This is a genomic window from Thermorhabdus hydrogeniformans, from assembly GCF_049310025.1.
In the GTDB taxonomy this organism is placed as follows: domain Bacteria; phylum Bacillota; class Thermosediminibacteria; order Thermosediminibacterales; family Tepidanaerobacteraceae; genus JBJYKD01.
Genome location: NZ_JBJYKD010000017.1, coordinates 31269 through 50085 on the forward strand (window position 1 = coordinate 31269; position 18817 = coordinate 50085).

Here is an 18817-nt window from a genome sequence, read left to right on the forward strand (position 1 = left end):
ATGTAGTAGCATTACTATTATATATGTCAATATATTGACTTTCAACCTCCGGCAAAGGCAAACCCGGTTAATTTTTTCAGTGGCAGGTTTAATTACTTCCTCAATCTCCATTTTTGACAGTCTCACTAAAAAAGCGGTCTTTTTAAGACCGCCGTTAATTTCTGCTCTGGTGTCTTTCCCTTTTGCACTCAGCGCAAATGCCGTAAAATTCGGTTCTGTGGAAATATACCTCCACATTATTTTCTCTGGATACCTTTTCGTCAAGGCCCTTGTCCACGGGGCACCCCTCCACGTCAAACACTCTGCCGCATTCCGTGCAGACAAAGTGATAGTGGTTTTGGGGATTGCCGTCGAAACGGCTGTACTTGCTGCCGTAGTTGAGCTCGAGAATCTCACCCATCTCCTTCAGAGTGCTCAAGTTCCGGTACACTGTGCCCAGACTGATGTTTGGTATCTCCTTCTTGACTTTTTCGTAGATCCAGTCAGCGGTGGGATGCGACTTTGTGCCGCGCAAAGTCTTGAGAATCAAATCCCGTTGTCGCGTTTTCCTTATGAATCCTTTCTTTTCTTGCATCAAAATTTTTATTTTTCCTCCTTAGGTTCCTCAACCTTTACGAAGGTATCTTTTGCTTCGCACTCCGGGCATTTTCTCGGCTTGCAACGGCTTTCCTTCTCATATCCGCATGCGCTGCATTTATATACCGCCATTTAAACACACCTCCCAGAAACTAATGATAATAGTTATTAATATAAGTATATATTAAAAACCTGCTGGTGTCAACGACAGTCTTTTTTACTTTAAAATTTGCTTTAAAACGGCCAGCTGGACAGCGGGCTTTCGGACAACCCGGCTCCCATGCCGGCTTTCCAGCCGGTCAGGTATATACCTTTCACCTTCAGGAGGGTTGTAAATCTGAGGCGCCCGGTACGGCTGGGATGGGATAAAAAGTGTTTCCACAGGTCGGTAAACGCTGTCTACCGACGCCGTCTGAACTCCGGCCCCGCTACCACACCCCGTTATGAATAGTATAGCAAAATAAATCGCGACCAATTCAAAAATTTTTGCTCTAAATGTGGACATAATATTCTACATAGGAATTTTTCCACCGCCCCGTTTTTTATAAGATATTCGACATGCGATTGGCAAATCCTTTAAAAAAAATTATTTTTTTATTGACTTCCATTGCATCGCGGTGTATAATGAAACTATGATACATGTATACAATTATGCAAAAGGGGGTCGGCATTTATGAGATTCGACGCGGAGGATGCAAAAATTATCCAGAGAGATGATGCCGCTGCCAAGAGCATCGAGGATTACATGCTGGACCTTTTATATAACTCGGCTTATATGGAACATTAAAAAAGAAGCCCTGACAGCTTCTTTTTTTTATATTTATTTACTTTTTATATTTATTTACAACTTTGTAATTGAGCGGCCGGGCAATAGCAAAGGAAAACCAGACCTGCACGGCAGGCGTGAAGTCTGATGGATAGTTCAAGGCAAAAAGTTAAATACTATTTGCTAGATACTCATTTCAACAGGAGGAAAAGGTATGCCCTATGAAATTAAAAAAGTTGAGAACCCGTGTGAAAATTGCGAGGGCGATTGCCCGCTTATTGTCGGCGTCTGTTAGGTTCTTACGCGTTCTGCTCGCCGGAAAATAGGCTTTATCCCGCGACCAGAAACCTCTTTATATCCGGCAAAGCTTTTTTCCCCACTTCTTCACCGTATTTTACGAATTCGGGAATCCTCGCAAAATCCTTATATCCCACTCCCTTTAGATCCGGGTAAATATATAAACCCGGATAATTTTTCTTTATGTAGTTTGAAAGTTCATCCCCCATGATGTCCACCGAAGCCATGAGAATCTCCACCAGGGAATCGGCTTTGGCCCTGCCCTTTGTAACCCCAAGGTCCACGCCCACGATTTTCCTGGCTCCCTGATGGTGAAGGATATCCACCGGTATGTTGTTTTTTATCCCACCGTCCACCAGCCGGTGCCCGCCGACCTGTCTGGGCACGAATATTCCCGGCAGAGACATGCTGGCCCGTACGGCGGTTGAGAGCCTGTATCCCGTAAGAAAGACGGTATTAGGGATTTCCCTGTAAGGGACGTTTTTTTTGGGGCAGAACACCACCGTCTCGCCGGTATTTATGTCGGCACTGACCACAGAAATTGGCAGGTCGACATCCTCAAAAGTTTTTCCATCGAACAGCCGGTCCAGGTATCCCTCGATTTTTTCTCCTTTGAAAAGCCCGTCGGGAAAACTCCACATCACCATGGGCCTGTGGGTCCAGAAATAGTATATCAACATCAAAATGTACGCCGGCGTGAATGTAGGGTCCAGCAGCTGATAGACCTTCAATTTTTTTAATTCCTCAAGGTATTCGTCTATGTCTTTGCCGGAGGCGAAAAAGGCTGCCGCTATGCTCCCCGCGCTGGTGCCGGACAGGATGTCGGGAAAAATGCCGTTTTGCTTCAGCACTTTCAATATCCCCAGGTGCACGGCCCCTCTGACTCCTCCCCCGCTCAAAGCAAGGCCGAAGTCGTATCTTCTTCTGGTAGCCATTGAAGCGCCCCCCTTCAGGTCAATTCAGCTTTTAATTTAGCTTTTAGTAATAAAATTATTTAGATAATGAGACCCTTGAAACAATAAGTAGCAAAATATAAAAAACATAAAAATGAACATCTTTGCTATATATATTATTAAGTTGCAATGATTTGTTGACTGTCTACCCCAAAAACTACCGGCAGCTGAATTTTTTAAGCGCCACTTTTACCGTGAATAAATCCGGAAAAAATGCTTTTTTTATCAGGTCCCGCTGGTGTTGTGTGTAAAGGGCGGCAAAGAGCGGATATCCGGAAAATGGTCCACCTCTCAAGGTCACCGGCGAGGTATTATGGATCTCTACCAATGAAAATAAATAAGACCCCCTGTGATTTTTTCACAGGAGGTCCGTCGTTTTTCCTTATTTCGGCGATTTTGCCGTTATCTCGGCGGAAGTTCGGGAGTCTCGCCGCACCTCTCCAGGAGCGACAGCCACCTTTCGTCTACCTCTTCCTGGATCTTCTTTATAACTTCCTCCTTGCCGGGAGCGAAAAGGTGGCGGAACCGTCCCTGGGGTTTTAAGAATTCCTCGATGGGAACGTATTTCTTGGGTTTGTAGTTTAATTTCCACTTTCCGTTTTCCACTTCATAAAGCGGCCAGAAGCGGGTCTCTATGGCTAACTTGACAATCTCAACGATATCCGGCGTATTGTATCTCCAGCCTCTTGGGCAGGGAGACAGCATGTTTATAAAGGCGGGGCCTTCCGCTTCAAAGGCCTTCTTTGCCTTCCTGTGCACGTCCTGCCAGTTGCTCAGTGCGGTTTGGGCCACATAGGGGATATTGTGAGCCGCCATAATGGCGGTCAGATCCTTTCTGGGCTGCTGCTTGCCGGGAACCACCTTCCCAGCCGGGCTGGTGGTGGTGTCGGCTCCCATGGGGGTGGCGCTGGAGCGCTGAATACCGGTGTTCATGTAAGCCTCGTTGTCAAGGCATACATACACCATTTTGTGACCGCGCTCCATGGCGCCGGAAAGCGATTGGAAGCCTATATCGTAAGTGCCGCCGTCGCCGCCGAAGGCGACAAACTTGAAATTATCGTCTATTTTGCCCTGTTTTTTGAGGGCCCTGTACGCCGCCTCTACGCCGCTCAACGTGGCTCCCGCGTTTTCAAAAGCGCTGTGAATAAAGGAGCAGTTCCACGCCGTATAGGGGTATATGGTCGAGGCCACTTCAAGGCAGCCGGTGGCGCATCCCACCACCACATTGGAATCTTCCACCGCGTTTAATATCATTCTCACCGAAATGCCGTGACCGCAACCGGCGCACAACCTGTGGCCGCCTACAAATCTTTCCTCAACTTTTGACAACTCCTTTAATGTAGCCATCTTTGCACCTCCCTATTCTCTGAGTCCAATGTATCTTACAAAGTTGTCGACCCTGCCGGTCTTTATGATGTCTCCCAGGTCGTTGTAAACCTTCTCCACATCTTCAAGCCTCAAATCCCTGCCGCCAAGGCCATATACGTAGTTGACAACTTTTATGTCGTTCTTGAGGTCGTACAGGGCGGTCCTTACGTCTGCAAACATGGGGCCTCCCATCGTGGAAAAGGTCTCGGCTCTGTCGAGGACCGCAACGGCCTTCACGCTTTTAAGCGCGTCCTGGATGGCTTCATAGGGGAAAGGCCTGAACGCCCTTGGTTTCAAAACTCCCACCTTAAGCCCTCTGGCCCGCAGTTCATCGGCCACACCCTTGGCGCTGCCTGCGGCGGAGTTTAAGACCACCACGGCCATATCGGCGTCTTCCAGTTTGTAGGCGTCGATCAGGCCGTACTTCCTGCCGGAGATGGCCTCGTATTCTTTGCCCACCTCTTCGATAACTTTCTTGGCGGCTTCCATGGCGGCCACCTGCTGGCGCTTGTGCTCAAAGTAGAAATCGTACATATCGAAGTTGCCCATGGATACCGGTTCTCTGGCGTTGAGCAGGTATTCTTCGGGCTTGTATACGCCGATAAAGTTCTTCACGGTTTCGTCGTCCAGCACTTCCAGAACGTCCAGGGCATGGCTGGTGATAAATCCGTCGAAGTTTACGGAAACGGGCAAGAGGACGTCGGGATGTTCGGCGATCCTCACAGCCTGTATCATGTTGTCGTAGGCTTCCTGGGCATTTTCCGAAAAGAGCTGGATGACCCCGGAACTTGCAATACCCATAGCGTCGCTGTGGTCGCAGTGGATGTTGATGGGGCCGCTCAAAGCGCGGTTTACCACCGGGAACACTATGGGAAGCCTCAGTGAGGCGGCAATATACACCATTTCGAACATCAGAGCAAGGCCCTGGCTGGATGTGGCCGTCATGGCGCGGGCTCCGGCGGCGGAAGCGCCTATGGCTGCGCTCATGGCGCTGTGCTCGCTTTCAACGGTTACGAACTCGGTGTCCACCTGCCCGTTGGAGACAAAAGAGGAAAAAATCTGCACGACCTCCGTCTGGGGTGTAATCGGGTAGGCGGCCACCACGTCGGGATTTATCTGTTTCATAGCCTGGGCTACGGCTTCATTTCCGGTGATGGCGACTTTACTCTTCATTTCTTCTCGCCTCCTTTTGCTTGTCAATTTCATCTTCCGAGAACATGTCTATGGCATGGACGGGACAAACGTTGGCGCAAATGCCGCACCCCTTGCAGTGTTTGTAATCGAAGGAATCGAATTTTCCATCGGTGGCTATGATGGAGGCATCGGGGCAGTAGCGCCAGCAAATAAGGCAGTGAATGCACCTGTCCTTGTTCCAAACCGGTCTGATGGTGCGCCAGTCGCCGGTTTCGTAAGTATTGGCGTTGCCGGGTTCATAAATGTTTCCGGCCTTTGTTAGTTCTTTCCAGCCCATGTCCGGCCGCACGGCTTTTGTCCTCCGGCCCTGACCGAAATTCCTGTTAAAAGGGGTCATTCGCCCTTCACCTCCTGATAAGCCCTCTCAATGGCTTTTAGGTTGCCGTCGATGACTTCGGGCTTGCTCTTGAACTTCTTGGCCAGTTCTTTCTTGACGCTCTCAATAAATTCCTCATAGGGTATGAGGCCTGTGGCCTTTATAAAGGCCCCCATGATGGGCGTATTGGGTATCACCCTTCCTATGGTCTCCAGGGAAATCTGGTTGGCGTCCACAGTAAAAATTCTGCCGCCATTTAGCTTCAAGATCTCTCTTACCTGCTGCGGGGTTTTGGTGGTGTTGACGATATAAATGCCGTTTTCGGGCACGCCGGCGGTTACTTTGGGGCCCAGAAGGGTTGCATCCAGCACTATTACTATATCGGGGTTGATGACATTGGAATGAATGTGAATCGGTTGGTCACTGATGCGGTTAAAAGCCAAAATGGGCGCCCCCATTCTCTCGGGGCCGTATTCGGGGAAACCCTGTACGTATTTTCCCATCTCGGCGGCGGTTTCCGCCAGCATCAACGCGGCAGTCTTGGCGCCCTGGCCGCCCCTGCCGTGCCAGCGAATTTCAATTACTTTTGCCATGTTTTAGAATCCTCCCTTCACTTTTCTTATAAATGAATTTTTTGAAAGGTTCATTTATATTTTACCTAAAAAAAATAATACTACACGCGGGCGGGAGCTGTTATAGAACATCAATTGTTATATATGTTCTGTTATAATACACTGTCTGCATCTATATAACACAGTTCGGTCAAAAGCCGCTGCCGTTGCTAATTTTGATTGTAACAGCAAATCCCATTCCAGTATAACAGAGTAAAAAAAAGTAGTCAAGACACTAAATAAGACGTAAAAAAAAATAATCCTCCGACCGCTGCGAAGGATACCTGCAGGAAAAATTTTTTATTTTTTTCAGCCCGCCGACAGTATGTATTTTAAGACGAGAAGCAGAATTATCCCGGGGATGCCCAAAAAGCCCACCAGCAGCGCCGTAATGGGGTTTACGGCTATGTGGAGGCCGATGTAACCCCCCAGGAAATTGAGAGCAATCAAAACAATTCCGCCCACGATGGCGTTGTAAATCAATTTAACTACGATCTTCAGGGGCACGATGAGAATCCTTCCAACGACATAGAGCAGTATAAGGCCGACGGCATACGCTATGACCGCAGCATAGTCTATATGCATTGCTATCACCCCCGCCTGTTTCTCATTAATAATTATACTATTACGGCTTTTCCACAGTTATGCCTTGTTCTCTCGCCTTTTTCAAAAGGTAAATGTATTTTTTCCTGGCGGCCTCTTCGGTGAAGATGGCGTGGTCCACCAGGTCGGGGTCGGTCACGCATTCGAAATATTTCTGGGCCCTGACCCATTCCTGGTGCGCCTTTTTTACTTCGTCGGCCAGGAGTATTTCTGGGGTCTTTACCGTTCCTTCATCTTCCCCTAAAAAAAGGCTTGAAGAAATATCCGACAGAAAGCGAAAAACATCCTCTCTTTTCATAAACTCATCTCCTCATATGAAATTGTAACCACTTTCAATTTCATTATTCAGAGATGAGTGCTGTGAGTTAAAAGTTGTAGGTATTTTGGTTAATAAGGATTTTGCTTGGAATTCACAGCATGGGTGAATGCATGCTCTGAAAAGGCTATCAAATATGGGAGGGCATAAATTTTATTAATATTTTATAAAAGATATGAGTTAAAATGACTATACCTCCCGGCGGCCCTCCAGCGCCTTGCTCAGGGTAACTTCGTCGGCGTATTCCAGGTCGCCGCCCATGGGGATGCCGTGGGCTATGCGGGTAACCTTCACCCCTAGGGGCTTCAAAAGTTTGGCGATGTACATGGCCGTGGCCTCGCCCTCCACATCCGGATTGGTGGCCAGGATTACTTCGCTCACCCCCGACGGGATCCTCGCCAGCAGCTCTTTTATCTTTATATCGTCGGGACCGATTCCTTCAAGCGGAGAAATGGCGCCGTGCAGCACGTGGTAAAGCCCCTTGTAATCCCTGGTCTTTTCCATGGCGATTACGTCTTTAGGGTCTTCCACCACCATTATGGTGGTTTTATCCCTGTACGGAGCCCTGCAGATGCCGCAGGGGTCTTTATCGGTGAAATTTCCGCACACCGAGCAGTAGGTAATGGACTCTTTGGCGTTTTTTATGGCTTCGGCCAGCTCCGCCACCCGCTCTCCGGGCATCTTCAGTATGTGAAATGCCAGCCGCTGAGCCGTCTTGGGCCCTATGCCCGGCAGGCGGGAAAGCTCTTCGATAAGTCTCCCGAGAGGTTCTGCGTAATACGACATCAAAAACCCTTCCTTATACCACTCAAACGGGATTGATTCTTTTAAAACAGGCCGGGGATATTCAGCCCGCCGGTGAGTTTGCCCATCTCCTGGCTCACCATCTCTTCGGCCTTCTGCAGGGCTTCGTTGGCGGCCGCCAGAATAAGATCCTGGAGCATCTCTATATCGTCGGGGTCCACGGCTTCAGGCTTTATCTCGATGCTGACCAGATCCTTTTTCCCGCTGGCCACCACTTTCACGACTCCGCCCCCCGCGGTGGCTTCCACGGTCCTGGACTTCAGTTCCTCCTGGAGCTTCATCATGTCTTCCTGCATCTTCTGGACCTGTTTCATCAGCTTGTTCATGTTGCCCATGTTCCTCAAAGAAATCGCCTCCTTAATATACTCCTTAATATAGTTGAGTGGCGTATAAATTCTTTTTTTACATCACACTATTATCACTCCGAAATTTATTACTTCGAATCCGAACCCGCCATGCAGTTACAATATCTCTACGATATCTTCTCCAAAAAAGTTTATTACATTTTGATAAAATTGTTCGTCGGAAATATAACTTGCATTTTCTTCTCGAACAATATCTGCCCTTCCGCCTTCATTCTCTTTTTCTGAAACGAATTCAATCACGGAATTTTTTTTTGAGCCGGCGGCCCCTTCGCCGGATTCTTCCGGCGCAAAGTTCGGAGCGGGGGCGGCGCTTTCAATACCTTCGGGGTCAATTTCGCGGCCGGATTTACCCTTTTCTCCCCCGGACGCCCCATCCGGCGGTTCCTGCTCAAATCCTTTGATAACTGTATCAAAACCCGCTATTTTTTTCACGGTCTCTTCTATTATATGCTTTTCGGCCTCAACTTTTTCTTTATACACGGAATTTCCGTTGTAATACAAGTACAATTTATTCTTTTCCATTCTGCCGGGCCTGATGTTACCCGCATTGATAAAACTTACCAGCGTCATTTTTCGCTGCCTTTCCAGTTCTTGGATCACGGCGGGCCAGGACTTCATGATTTCACTCAAGACGGCTTTATCGTCAAGGGCCGGTCTGCCCTCGGGCTCAGACACCGCTTCACCCTGATTCACGCCTGCGCCGGCCCCATTAACGCCCGAACACGGTTCTTCAGTCTTCTCTTCTTCCTGTGAAACGGCCGTCCCGACTTCCTCTGCCTTTAAGGGTGAGCTGGCTTCTCCCTCGACATCAAAAGGCCTTCCAGCATCTTCCATAGCTGCGGACTGCGCCCTGACCCCATCCATTGTCCCGATCAACTTTTGCATTTCTTCCTGCAGTTTTTCCACCCGTTCCTCCAGCACCTGAATGCGGCCTGCCATGCCGCTGTCCCCTTCCCACAGCTCGGGCAGGGTCAGCTTCGCCAGGGAAGCTTCCAGCACGATGCGGGGCTGGGATGACCATTTCAGATCCGAGGAGGCGTTTTTCAATATATCTATTATGCTCAGCAGTTTCTCCACCGAATAGTTTTCGGCAATTTTTTTAAGTTCGTCATAATCCTCGTCGGCCACATCCACCAGGGAACGGTCACCCCCCAGGCGTATGACCAGGATGTTCCTGAAGTGCTCCAGCAGGTCGTCCATAAAGCGCAGCAGGTCTTTGCCCTGGGCCGCCACCTCTTCCACCACGTCCAGAAGGCGTGCGCAGTCCCGCCGGTAAACCGCCTCCAGCGCCCGGTAAAACACATCCCGGCTGACAGCCCCCAGGAGGCTCAGGGCATCTTCATAGGAAAACTTTTCCCCGCCGAAGGCAAAAGCTTTATCCAGGAGGCTCAGGGCGTCCCGAACAGAGCCCTGGGAATTTCTGGCTATAAGCATCAGGGCCTTTTCGTCGGCATTTATACCGTTTTCCCCGGCTATCTCTTTCATCCGACCGACGATTTCCCTGGCGGAGACCCTCCGGAAGTCAAACCTCATACACCTTGAAAGAATGGTTGCGGGAAGTTTATTGGGCTCGGTGGTGGCAAGGATGAACACCACATGTCTGGGAGGCTCTTCCAGAGTTTTTAACAGGGCGTTAAAGGCCTCGGTGGTAAGCATGTGGACTTCGTCGATTATGTAAATCTTGTAGCGGCCTTCGGACGGCGGGAAATTAACACTGTCCCGGAGGTCACGGATGTCGTCGATGCCGCGGTTGGACGCCGCGTCCATCTCAATGACATCCATCATGTTGCCGCTGTTAATGGCCCGGCAGGAAGGACACTCGTTGCATGGATTTACCGTTGGACCCTGCTGGCAGTTCAGGGCCTTGGCGAAGACCCTCGCCGTGCTGGTTTTGCCCGTGCCGCGCATGCCGCAAAAAAGATAGGCATGTCCTATTTTGCCGCTCTTTATCTGGTTTTTCAAAGTGGTGATGATGGGCTGCTGGCCTACGATTTCTTCAAAATCTCTCGGCCTGTACCGCCTGTAAAGAGCCACATAGGACATAGAAGATCTCTCCAATCTTAAAAAGCCGCCGGTAGTTCCGGCGGCTGAACTTTAGCCGTGCACCCTCCGTCGATCTATCCCTCCGGGCGTTACATTGATAGTTAGCTCCGGCCAGGCTTCCCCGCGGCACATGGAAGGGCTTCCTTACCGCTGCTTCCTCCCGGACCTGACGGGGTTCGAAAGTTTCCATTGCGCGGGACCCGACCCTCTTTGCCACTTGTCAAAGCCGGACCCCACAGGAATAAGACCTCGGGAGGGAGTTCGACCCCACTGTAGCGGATTGTGGGTACAGGGCACCGCTGCCTCCCCGTCTAGCACGGCAAAATTTTTTTCATGATTCGGACTGTATAGATACAAAAATGGCGGAGAGAGCGGGATTCGAACCCGCGAGACGGGGTTTTTCCCCGTCTACTCGATTTCCAGTCGAGCGCCTTCGACCAACTCAGCCATCTCTCCACATCTAATGTCACAGAAGTCAGATGTCATATATAGATGTATAGATGTGTAAATGGCGGAGAGAGTGAGATTCGAACTCACGAGGCGGTATTGCCGCCCACTCGCTTTCGAGGCGAGCGCCTTCAACCTCTCGGCCATCTCTCCACACAGAGAATCCGTATATTAAAAATCTTCTATTATAAAATCTTCCAACCTGCAGATGAATTTTGTCGGGAATATAATTCAATCCGCTTTTTCTTGCGTTCTCCTGGCCCTGAAGAAATTTTTCAGGATTTCGCCGCACTCCCCCGCCAGCACCCCGGCCACCACTTCAGGCCGGTGGTTGAACCGCCCATCCGCTGGAAGGTTCAGAAGGCTTCCGCACGCCCCGGCTTTGGGGTCAAAAGCGCCGAAGACGAGCCTATCCAGCCTGGACAGGATCACCGCTCCGGCACACATGGGGCACGGCTCAAGAGTCACATAGAGACTGCAGCCGTTAAGTCTCCAGCTGCCGATAGCCTCGCAGGCCTTCCTTATAGCCAGGAGCTCCGCATGGGCCGTGGCATCCTGGCTGGTCTCCCGCAGGTTGTGAGCCCTGGCGATGATTTTACCGCCCATGGCCACCACCGCCCCGACGGGCACCTCATCCAGTTCAAAGGCCCTGCAGGCTTCCTTCAAAGCCTCCCGCATAAAATAAACATCGTCCAAAGCGACGTGTTCCCCGTGCATGTGTCACTACGTTCTTTCGATTTTGTCAAAAATATGGTGCGCCCGGGAGGACTCGAACCCCCGACACGCGGTTTAGGAAACCGCTGCTCTTTCCTCCTGAGCTACGGGCGCCCGCCGAGAAATGAGAGGTAAAAGATTTGTTTTGGCGCGCCTGGCAGGAGTCGAACCCACAGCCTTCTGATCCGTAGTCAGACGCTCTATCCAGTTGAGCTACAGGCGCATGAATGGCGGAGAGAGCGGGATTCGAACCCGCGACACGGATTTTAGGTCCGTGTAATCGCTTAGCAGGCGACCGCCTTCGACCTTCTCGGCCATCTCTCCGCAAATGGTATCGAAATCTGGGTTTCGGATGTCAGAATTCACATACCCGCTGGATTTGCGGGCGCGGCAAATCTTCTTCTGACTTCTCTCCGCTGACCTCCGCTTCTGACCTCCATAAATGGCGGAGGGGGTGGGATTCGAACCCACGGCTCTTTCGAGACACTGGTTTTCAAGACCAGCTCCTTAAACCACTCGGACACCCCTCCTACCGGTGACTATTTAAAAGTATAGCATATAAAAACACCATTTGTCAACCGGACGCAATTGCTTCAGTTTCGGCATCCACCGATATTTTACCCGCTTCAATTTTAAATCAAGAGGTTTACTTGCTTAATATAATATACATGATAATAGCAGCAAAATCAACCGGAAAATTCCGAAAGCGGAGCATTGATTTTGCAAAATAAGTTTGTTAAGATAAAAATGCATCTCAATATTATCTCAATACACATTATAAAACTTATTGAAACCGGAGGAATGGAATTGCATATTCATATAAACACGCCTTACATACCCCAGTGGCAGAGGAATTTGTTCCTCATCGCACTGGGAGTTTTTGTGGCGTCCATCGCCTTCAGCATCATCACGCCCTTTCTGCCGATTTTCCTGCTGCAGCTGGGCTTAAAGAACGATACATCCCTCTGGTCGGGCCTTATTTTTTCCATAAATTCCCTCACTTTCGGCTTAATGGCCCCCATTTGGGGCTCCATATCGGATCGCTACGGCAAAAAGCCCATGATGCTGCGGGCCGGCATAGGCATGGGCGTTACTTATTTTTTAATGTCAATGGTAAACAACCATATCCAGCTTTTCATACTAAGGGGCGTAAACGGCATCCTGTCGGGGTACATCCCCGCCGCCATTACCCTCGTGGCTTCCACCAGTCTCCCGGAAAACCTCAACTACAGTCTTGGAATAGTCCAGGCCGCCTCGGCCATTGGCAACATCACCGGCCCTCTGGTGGGCGGAGCCTCCGCAAAGCTGTTCGGCATAAGGGGGAGCATGATATTCACGGGAATGCTGCTGTGTCTGGCAGCCGTGCTGCCCTTTGCCGCCAGGGTAAAAGAGGAAGTCACCCCCGGGCACAGGACTTCCATCCTCGAAGATATAAGACGTGCCGTTCAAAACCGGCAACTTCTGCTGCTTTTTCTGGCCTGGCTTTTAATACAGGCCGCCCTCATGGCCGTCTACCCCACTCTGCCCCTGTTCATCGGCAAGATAACCGAAAAAGATGCCGAGCTTTACACCGGCATTGTGTTCTCCATAGTCGGCATTTCCACCGCCCTGGGAGCGCCGCTGGTGTCAAGAATCCGGAAAGTCCCGGTGGCAGCCATTTTCAAGTGGTCCCTTTTTTTCTGCGCTGTGCTCACCGCCCTACAGGGGCTGGCCGCTTCCATCTTTACTCTGGGCTTGCTGCGCTTCATGTTCGGGTTCTTCAACTCCGCCGTCACCGTGGCGGGCAACGTGCTGGTAGCCGAGAACAGCGAGAGGGATAACCAGGGCAGTTCTTTCGGAGTGCTGAACAGCATAATGTCCATCGGTTCCGTGCTGGGGCCCATTCTCGGGGGCTACCTGGGGGATCACATGGGTCTTTCCTACTCATTTTTCGGCGGGGCCGTGCTCCTGCTCCTCGCCTTTTTCCTTTCGACTTTTATCGAAAAAAGCGCGGGGGATTACGCGTAGCCGTTATAACCGTTAATAAACGTCCTCCCCCGCCTGGGTTTTCCACGAAATAATCTTTATATAGGTATCTGAAGACCCGGGAAGATAGTAACCGGGATCTTTTATTTTCCCGTTATAAATTACGGATATGTTGCCGCTGGCCGAAAAATTTCCGGCGAGAATGCTCCCTTTTATAACGATGTTACCGTGAATTTTTTCATTATGGTTTATGAATATACGGCCCGGCGTGTATATGGTGCCGTCTATATCAATGTTCCCCTGCTTTTTAATATCCACGTCGCCCTTTGTAATTATGGTCAGCACCTCGCCGGTGTCGCTGTAAACGCCGCCCTTTGTCAGATGCAGGTCCCCCGTCACGAAAAGCACACCTTTTCCGCTCAGGCTGCGGGCATAAACATCGCCGTCGACAAACAGTACCCCGTCCACCACTATTTCGTCGCCGGTGAGGTCGCCATCGATGTACTTACCTTCCCCCTCGCCGGCCTCATCATCTCCCCCTCCGGCCCCCGCCATCTCCCTGTATCTGTGTTCATCGAGGGGCGGGGGTTCTATATCTTCCGCAAAACTTTCGGCGCCGCCGGTTATGTTATCTTCACCGCGGATCTGGCCGGTGGCTCTCACATTGCCGTAAATCTTGGCATTCCCCTTTAAATCAAGATTTCCGTTCACATACACATCTCCCGTGATTTCCACGCTGCCTTTAAACTGCGTGTCCTGGAGATCCGAGTATACGTTGACCGCGTTGTAAAACGCCGGATGGGTGCGGGAAACGTCGGCGGTGACGGAAAGCCAGCTTTTGCTTTTGCCTGCAAAACCTGTCGACCGGATTTCCAGCGTGTCAAAATCCAGTTTGGTTATGTCAACACTGTATGAACCGTCTCCCAGGGCGTGGGATTTGCCCAGGAAACCCCGCCACACTGCCCCGGCCTTATAGTCCGGGTTTTCTTTCAACATCGAAAGCGTCTTTTGTATCCCGGCTTCCGCCAGGTAGTGGGCCTTCGTGCTGTCCCTGTAGTAGGAAGCCGTTTTTGTTTCTCCGGTAGCCATTTCCAGTATGCCCACCGCCAGGAGCATTAGGACGAGCACCGCAAAAAGCACTGCCACCAGTACGGCACCCTCCTGGCTTTTTTTATTTTTTAAATTATTATCAAACCGGTGCACCATAATTGCTCCTCCCGACAATTCCTAAATCCGGTAATGTTTAACCGGCTACGGCGGGCGCGGCGTTTTTCCCGCTGTAAAGCTGTAAACCTTTAATCATGCCGGATCGGGTCCTAAAATCCGGCACCTAGCGGCGTGAACATTCCCGGACCATTATGAGCCAGTCCCCCTGAAGGTCTCTGGCCCTGCCGGCCGGGCGAAACCCGTACTTTTCATACATGTTGACGGCGGGGGTGTTGTCCGGCCTCACTTCCAGTTTTATTTTCTTAATCCCCAGCGATTCCATATAATTTATGCCCGCCTCCAGCAGCTTCCTGCCGATCCCCCTGCCCTGGTGTTCCGGCTGAACCGCAATGGACAGGAGCTGCGCACAGGGAAGGGTAGACATCTCAAATTTCATGTAAAAAAGCTTGTTCCTTATAACCCTGAAAATGGTGGCCGGATTGAGGCCGTATGCCCCGAAAGCGGCCCTTGCGGCCATTTTCACAATAAATCCGGAAAAAACCGCTCTAAGCCAGAGCCTTTTAATATCGTCGGCCATCACGATGTACCCGCATACCTCATCGCCCGCCACCGCCACCATGAAGCCCTTGCCGAACACCGAATGAAGCAGGGTAAACATATCCCTGAAGGCCTTTTTTAATTTGGCGTTCACCGGTGCAAAAAAAGATATGCTGCTTTCAAAAGCCGAGCAGAAAATGTCCACAACGGCCTCAATATGCTGGATTGTCGCGGGGATTATTTTCATATCCCTGCTCCTCCGTCTCCATAAGCTCTGTAAGGAATATCATCTGGTCCACCGTAACAAACTCATATCCGCCGGCCCTGAGATTGTCTATGATTTCCGGGAGGGCTTTTACTGTAGACGAGCGGTTGCCCCCTTTAAATGTAACGATGTCCCCGCTGTCGTGCAGCAGGATTATGGACCCAGGCTTTACCCTGCCGGTCACATTGGCCACTATATTCTTCGGCGGCAGTTCGGCCCAGTCCATGGCCGAAACATCCCAGAGGACTATTGTATATCTTTCGTCTCTCAGCATTTTTGTCGCGTAGGAAGAGTACAAGCCTCTCGGCGGGCGAAAAAGGGTGGGCCTGATGCCGGTGGCATCTTCTATGGCCTTTTCCGCTTTTTTTATCTCTTCATAGGTAGCTCTGGCGGAAAGCGGTATCAGGCTTTTATGGGTATAGGTGTGGTTCCCGATGGAATGGCCCTCCCGCACAATCCTCCTTGCGATATCCGGATACGCCTCGACGTTTTTGCCTATGAGAAAAAACGTGGCGGGAACATTCTTTTCTTTTAATATATCCAGGATCTCGGGGGTATACACCGGGTCCGGCCCGTCGTCAAAGGTGAGCGCCACGTATTTAAAATGGTGAGGCCCGTGCCTTATGATGTCTTTTTGAACTCCGAATCCCTTGTAAACATATTTGTTGAAATATAACAGCAGCAGGAATCCCATTACCATTAGCCCGAAAGCCATTCGGGTAAAAAAAACGGGTTTTATCCTTTTTTCGAGGAACGAGGGCCAGAACTGGACGGCAAGCCCGGCAAATATTATGAAGGTTATGGCTATGAAGGAATCGCTCCGGAAAAACTTAAAGGACAGAGCCGGAACAAGAAAAGATGCAGTAAATACGGCATTGTCATAATCCTTTAACAATTTTAATATGAGCAAAAAGCTAAAAAGCAGCAGCAATCCCATAACAGGCGACATCAAAAAAACAATCCCCAGGGCCACCGCTTCGGCGGTATTCCCCCGGAATTTATAAAATAAGGGCCTGGTATGGCCCGCCAGCACTCCCGCCGATGCGAAAAGATACGAAAGGCCGGAATGAAGGTACAATCCCGACACCAGCAGCGTAAGATACCCTTTGGCAAAGTCCAGCAGATATTTTTTTCTTTCATCACCGACCATAAAATAACTGCCTATGACATAGGACAACGCCGCAATGATCCATAACCGGTACATAGAGGTTACTCCCCACAAGCAAGATTACCATTTTACCGCTTTATTTTATATTATCACATTCATATCCTATTTCAACCTTTTAATCTTAATAATTTGATACACGAAATAAAACCGGACTGTTTCACTATACTTTCTCTTATTGAATTTTATTGCTAAAATGAATTAGAAAAAGAAAATTTAAACTGAAATTTAAAGCATTAAGGTGATGTTATGGTAATCGGTGTTTTAACGGTGGAGATTTTTCTGGGGGAAAGCTTTTCTCTAAAAGACAAGAGACAGGTGGTAAAAAGCGTTATAGACAGACTGAAGAGCCGTTACAACATCTCGGTGGCGGAGGTGGAAAAGCAGGACGACATGCGGCGGGCGGTTATAGGCATAGCATGTCTGTCAAACAGCGGCGAGCACGTCAATAGCCAGCTGGACCATGTCATTGACTTTCTCGAATCCGACGGAAGGTTCGCAATAGAACATATCCAGAAGGAATTGCTATAAAGGCACACCAGACTGGCCCTTCTGGTGGACCGGGTTTTTAAAGACCGGTTTTTTCTATGCCCGCTTTAAAGAAAAAATTTATGCTGACACCTTATATACAGGTTCCCATATTTAAAATTATTTCATATTGTGTATTAGAAACCGAAAAGAAAAAGGAGGGTTAAGAGATGCCAAACAGGCTTTTTTATAATCTTTTTGCCACGGACGGCTTTATTTACCTGCCAACAGACCCCACGGGAACTGAGAAGCGTCAAAAAGTATATGTCTTCGGTTTTGCAGGCGGTCTTTTTAAAATCCAGCCGATTAATATTTTAGGCAAACCTGCAGGGCCGGAGATTATTGTAAACCCGGAATTTGACACAACCGTACCAGACAATCTCGAAGCTCTCAGGGGAAAGGCAGTCATCCCATCCCCAAGAATAGATATGGACGTGGGTGATGAACTCTACATTACCCTCACGAATCTGGGATTTTACCTCACCGACCCCCCCATCCTCGACGTTCATACGTTGCACGTTCACGGCGGACATGTGGCCAGCCAGGTTGACGGCGTCCCTGAAACCTCTTTCGGGGTGCCGGTAACTCCACCTGGTTCCCCGGCAATAAGTATAACCTACTACTTTAAACCCGAAAAACCGGGAACTTACTTCTATCACTGTCATCAGGAGGCTTCGGAACATGTCCAGATGGGGATGTATGGCGCATTAATCGTTTATCCTTCCATGTTAAGTTTAATCTCCTCCGGTATTTCGAAAAAATCATTTTCCGGGGAATGGCTGTACAGGGGCAGCCCCATAAGTCACATCCCACCCACCGCCACAAATAGAAATTTTGCCTACAACGACGTTAATTCTTACTACGACAGTGACTGGGTATTGCTCTTTTCCGATATAGATTCGGCATGGCATGATGCAGTTTACGCCCAGACGGATTTTAACCCTGTGGATTACAAACCAAATTACTGGCTGGTCAACGGCCGCGCCTTCCCCGACACCCTGCTGCCGACAAAAATACCCAAAGCCCTGGAACCGGATTTCGGTTACAGTATCCCGGACGGATATGATTGTTTCGTCAAAGTATCTACCGGAAATCCCTCGAAACACATTAGACCTGATAAGTTTCTTCTACGGATGATAAACATCGGTTATCAACCGGTACCGTTCCATGTTCACGGCTGGCACGGCATGATAGTGGGAAAGGACGCAAACCCGAGAACCGCGGGTGAAATGAACTTCACCACCCTGGTCGGCTCCGGCGAAAGTTATGATGTGATTTACTCCGCCGATGACAAGAGAAAGCTGTATGCTGATTATATCTTCTGCGGCAGGGCGGGTTTCCCATCTCTGAAACAGCAGGTTGCCACCGCCACCGCCCAATCTAAAGAAGCCGGCACCTTTATCCCGCCTTTCCCCAACGCTGATGATTTGTGGGCAAACATCCTCCTGAAGACGAGCTTTAATAAGGGTACGTTTATACCGCCTTATAACTGGAAAGCATGGAACTATGGTTCCCAGATGTCAGATAACTTTATGTATCCACAGTTTTACCTGGCTCACAACCACGATGATTACAAGGTCACCAATAACGGCTCATATCCGGGCGGGCAATTAATCTTCATTGAGACCGATTTCCCCGGCACCAACTATAAATCCGACCCTCCGGTCATAACCGAACCAGACCATGTATGCCGCATTCATCCAGGCAGAACCATGTCAAGCGGAATTATACATTATCCTGCAAACAGGAAATTTTGAATATAAATTTTGAACATTAACATCTATGGTTAAATCAAACAAAACATCTTCGCACCCGCA

20 protein-coding genes, 6 tRNA genes and 1 other RNA gene are annotated in these 18817 nt (G+C 49.7%); 3 read left to right on the forward strand and 24 right to left on the reverse strand.

Annotation, left to right across the window (positions count from 1 at the left end; all coding sequences use genetic code 11):
• Window positions 1–154: 154 nt before the first annotated feature.
• The 21 genes from ACKX14_RS09595 to ACKX14_RS09695 all read right to left on the reverse strand — a co-directional run bounded on the left by ACKX14_RS09595 (window position 155) and on the right by ACKX14_RS09695 (window position 11903).
• Complete coding sequence (locus ACKX14_RS09595) at window positions 155–574, reverse strand: Fur family transcriptional regulator (RefSeq protein WP_422447094.1); 420 nt, start codon at window positions 572–574, stop codon at window positions 155–157.
• Window positions 575–582: 8 nt separating this feature from the next.
• Window positions 583–708 carry an RCKP-type rubredoxin-like domain-containing protein gene (locus ACKX14_RS09600; RefSeq protein ID WP_422447026.1) on the reverse strand — a complete coding sequence of 42 codons (126 nt, stop codon included), beginning with the start codon at window positions 706–708 and terminating at the stop codon, window positions 583–585.
• Window positions 709–793: 85 nt separating this feature from the next.
• Window positions 794–1051, reverse strand: a complete 258-nt coding sequence (locus ACKX14_RS09605) for a hypothetical protein (RefSeq protein ID WP_422447028.1) — start codon at window positions 1049–1051, stop codon at window positions 794–796.
• A gap of 620 nt (window positions 1052–1671) precedes the next feature.
• On the reverse strand, window positions 1672–2574 hold the full coding sequence (locus tag ACKX14_RS09610; protein WP_422447030.1) for a patatin-like phospholipase family protein: 903 nt from the start codon (window positions 2572–2574) through the stop codon (window positions 1672–1674).
• A gap of 420 nt (window positions 2575–2994) precedes the next feature.
• Entirely contained in the window at window positions 2995–3939 is a 945-nt protein-coding gene (locus tag ACKX14_RS09615) for a thiamine pyrophosphate-dependent enzyme (protein ID WP_422447032.1), read from the reverse strand.
• Window positions 3940–3951: 12 nt separating this feature from the next.
• Window positions 3952–5133: a pyruvate ferredoxin oxidoreductase gene (gene porA / locus ACKX14_RS09620; protein ID WP_422447034.1), complete on the reverse strand. Its 1182-nt coding sequence runs from the start codon at window positions 5131–5133 to the stop codon at window positions 3952–3954.
• On the reverse strand, window positions 5123–5491 hold the full coding sequence (locus tag ACKX14_RS09625) for a 4Fe-4S binding protein (protein ID WP_422447036.1): 369 nt from the start codon (window positions 5489–5491) through the stop codon (window positions 5123–5125). Before ACKX14_RS09625 ends, porA begins: the two co-directional genes overlap by 11 nt.
• Window positions 5488–6063, reverse strand: coding sequence for a 2-oxoacid:acceptor oxidoreductase family protein (locus tag ACKX14_RS09630; RefSeq protein ID WP_422447038.1), 576 nt, complete (start codon window positions 6061–6063; stop codon window positions 5488–5490). The genes ACKX14_RS09625 and ACKX14_RS09630 overlap by 4 nt, the downstream gene beginning before the upstream one ends.
• 327 nt (window positions 6064–6390) lie before the next feature.
• Window positions 6391–6666 carry a pro-sigmaK processing inhibitor BofA family protein gene (locus ACKX14_RS09635; RefSeq protein WP_422447040.1) on the reverse strand — a complete coding sequence of 92 codons (276 nt, stop codon included), beginning with the start codon at window positions 6664–6666 and terminating at the stop codon, window positions 6391–6393.
• A gap of 40 nt (window positions 6667–6706) precedes the next feature.
• Window positions 6707–6982: a DUF2508 family protein gene (locus ACKX14_RS09640; RefSeq protein ID WP_422447042.1), complete on the reverse strand. Its 276-nt coding sequence runs from the start codon at window positions 6980–6982 to the stop codon at window positions 6707–6709.
• A 207-nt stretch (window positions 6983–7189) separates the two neighbouring features.
• Window positions 7190–7786 carry a recombination mediator RecR gene (gene recR, locus ACKX14_RS09645; protein ID WP_422447044.1) on the reverse strand — a complete coding sequence of 199 codons (597 nt, stop codon included), beginning with the start codon at window positions 7784–7786 and terminating at the stop codon, window positions 7190–7192.
• A gap of 41 nt (window positions 7787–7827) precedes the next feature.
• A complete protein-coding gene (locus ACKX14_RS09650) occupies window positions 7828–8139 on the reverse strand; it encodes a YbaB/EbfC family nucleoid-associated protein (RefSeq protein ID WP_422447096.1) in 312 nt (103 codons plus the stop codon).
• Between the two features lie 126 nt (window positions 8140–8265).
• On the reverse strand, window positions 8266–10212 hold the full coding sequence (gene dnaX / locus ACKX14_RS09655; RefSeq protein ID WP_422447046.1) for a DNA polymerase III subunit gamma/tau: 1947 nt from the start codon (window positions 10210–10212) through the stop codon (window positions 8266–8268).
• Between the two features lie 55 nt (window positions 10213–10267).
• Window positions 10268–10532: signal recognition particle sRNA large type (ffs, locus tag ACKX14_RS09660), an RNA gene on the reverse strand.
• Between the two features lie 40 nt (window positions 10533–10572).
• Window positions 10573–10668: transfer RNA gene (locus ACKX14_RS09665), tRNA-Ser, on the reverse strand.
• 53 nt (window positions 10669–10721) lie between these two features.
• Window positions 10722–10812, reverse strand: a tRNA-Ser gene (locus tag ACKX14_RS09670).
• A 78-nt stretch (window positions 10813–10890) separates the two neighbouring features.
• The gene (tadA, locus tag ACKX14_RS09675; RefSeq protein ID WP_422447048.1) at window positions 10891–11355 is read right to left on the reverse strand and encodes a tRNA adenosine(34) deaminase TadA; all 465 of its coding nucleotides are present in this window, start codon (window positions 11353–11355) and stop codon (window positions 10891–10893) included.
• A 55-nt stretch (window positions 11356–11410) separates the two neighbouring features.
• Window positions 11411–11487: transfer RNA gene (locus ACKX14_RS09680), tRNA-Arg, on the reverse strand.
• A 32-nt stretch (window positions 11488–11519) separates the two neighbouring features.
• Window positions 11520–11596: transfer RNA gene (locus ACKX14_RS09685), tRNA-Arg, on the reverse strand.
• 5 nt (window positions 11597–11601) lie between these two features.
• Window positions 11602–11697: transfer RNA gene (locus tag ACKX14_RS09690), tRNA-Ser, on the reverse strand.
• Between the two features lie 119 nt (window positions 11698–11816).
• Window positions 11817–11903, reverse strand: a tRNA-Ser gene (locus tag ACKX14_RS09695).
• 277 nt (window positions 11904–12180) lie between these two features.
• Here ACKX14_RS09695 and ACKX14_RS09700 point away from each other — a divergent pair.
• Window positions 12181–13380 carry an MFS transporter gene (locus ACKX14_RS09700; protein WP_422447050.1) on the forward strand — a complete coding sequence of 400 codons (1200 nt, stop codon included), beginning with the start codon at window positions 12181–12183 and terminating at the stop codon, window positions 13378–13380.
• Between the two features lie 12 nt (window positions 13381–13392).
• Here ACKX14_RS09700 and ACKX14_RS09705 read toward each other — a convergent pair whose 3' ends face one another.
• From ACKX14_RS09705 to ACKX14_RS09715, 3 genes are all read right to left on the reverse strand, one after another.
• On the reverse strand, window positions 13393–14544 hold the full coding sequence (locus ACKX14_RS09705; RefSeq protein WP_422447052.1) for a DUF7305 domain-containing protein: 1152 nt from the start codon (window positions 14542–14544) through the stop codon (window positions 13393–13395).
• Between the two features lie 124 nt (window positions 14545–14668).
• Window positions 14669–15289: a GNAT family N-acetyltransferase gene (locus ACKX14_RS09710; protein WP_422447054.1), complete on the reverse strand. Its 621-nt coding sequence runs from the start codon at window positions 15287–15289 to the stop codon at window positions 14669–14671.
• Window positions 15255–16511, reverse strand: a complete 1257-nt coding sequence (locus ACKX14_RS09715) for a glycerol-3-phosphate acyltransferase (RefSeq protein ID WP_422447056.1) — start codon at window positions 16509–16511, stop codon at window positions 15255–15257. The genes ACKX14_RS09710 and ACKX14_RS09715 overlap by 35 nt, the downstream gene beginning before the upstream one ends.
• A gap of 210 nt (window positions 16512–16721) precedes the next feature.
• Between ACKX14_RS09715 and ACKX14_RS09720 the strand changes: the two genes are divergently transcribed.
• The gene (locus ACKX14_RS09720; protein WP_422447058.1) at window positions 16722–17003 is read left to right on the forward strand and encodes a DUF503 domain-containing protein; all 282 of its coding nucleotides are present in this window, start codon (window positions 16722–16724) and stop codon (window positions 17001–17003) included.
• 167 nt (window positions 17004–17170) lie between these two features.
• On the forward strand, window positions 17171–18757 hold the full coding sequence (locus ACKX14_RS09725; protein ID WP_422447060.1) for a multicopper oxidase domain-containing protein: 1587 nt from the start codon (window positions 17171–17173) through the stop codon (window positions 18755–18757).
• Window positions 18758–18817 lie beyond the last annotated feature (60 nt).